The 1,211-nt window shown below is 72.1% G+C and carries 1 protein-coding gene; it reads left to right on the top strand.

The features are described 5' to 3' along the window. The coding region (locus tag D183_RS25400; RefSeq protein ID WP_017910559.1) for a PD-(D/E)XK nuclease family protein at positions 1 to 1,036 on the top strand (1,036 nt) is incomplete at its 5' end. Between the last annotated feature and the right edge of the window lie 175 nt (positions 1,037 to 1,211).

The following is a 1,211-nucleotide window of genomic DNA, read 5'->3' as shown; positions in this document are numbered from 1 at the left end:
GCCGGTGCAGTTGCCGCGCCTGCCGCCCGAGCCGGCGCCGCCGGTGCCGCCGGCGCGCGTGCCGCAGCGACGCGTGCTGCCGGAGTGGTGGGTGTACAGCTTCACCCAGCTCGCCAATGCCGATGCCGGCAGCGACCCGATGGCCAGCGCCACCGTGCCCAGCAGCGGCGGCAGCGACGAACCCGCCGCCAGCGAGCCGGTCAGTGCCGCGGTGGAAGTGGACATGGTCGACCGTCGCTTCGTCGGCAACCGCTTCGGCGTGGCCATGCACGATGTGTTCGAGCGCTGCGACTTCGCCGCCTGGCGCGATTGGCACCCGGGCCAGCCGGCGCCAGCGGGGCAGGCCACCGCCATCGTCGAAGCGCTGCAACGCGGCGGCTATGCCGAGGACGAACTGGAAGACGGCACCGCCATGCTCACCGCCCTGGTCGGCAACACCCTCACCGTCGCCCTGCCCGAAGGCACCTGCCTGGCCGCGGTGCCGGACGAGCAGCGGCGCAACGAAATGGAATTCCACTTCGCCATGCGCCCGACGCGCGTGGACGTGCTGCTGGCGTTGCTGCACCGCTTCGGCGTGGCCGGCGAGCGCCAGGCGTTCGGCGCGCGGCAACGCCTGGAGGGGCTGATGACCGGCCTGATCGACCTCACCTACCAGCACGACGGCCGCTGGTACGTGCTCGACTACAAGTCCAACCGCCTGCCGGCCTACGACACCGACGCGCTGGCGCGGGCGATGGCGCACAGCGAATACACCTTGCAGGCGCTTATCTACACCGTGGCCCTGCACCGCTGGCTGCGCTTCCGCCTGGGCGGTGCCTACGACTACGCCCGCGACTTCGGCGGCGTGCGCTACCTGTTCTGCCGCGGCCTGGACGCCGCCCGCGACCCATCGCCGGGCGTACACGCCTGGCGCTTCGACCCGAACCTGATCGAAGGCGTCGACACCCTCTTCGCCGGCGCCCCGCTCGAGCCCCTCTCCCCTCGGGAGAGGGGTTGGGGTGAGGGTACGTCCACTCACGGAGGCCCCACTCCGTGAGCCAATCCAACCTCCTCGCCATCCTCCACCGCAGCGGCACCCGGCGCACGCTCAAGCCCCTCTCCCCCCGGGAGAGGGGTTGGGGTGAGGGTACGTCCGCTCACGGAGCCACCCCGTGAGCCACCCTACCCAACTTGTGTCCGCCCTCCACCGCGCCGGCACCCCGCGCACGCTC

Source organism: Xanthomonas sp. SHU 199 (assembly GCF_000364665.1).
GTDB classification, from domain to species: domain Bacteria; phylum Pseudomonadota; class Gammaproteobacteria; order Xanthomonadales; family Xanthomonadaceae; genus Xanthomonas_A; species Xanthomonas_A sontii.
Note: the sequence above shows the minus strand (reverse complement) of the source record. Positions and strands in the feature narration are given on the sequence as shown.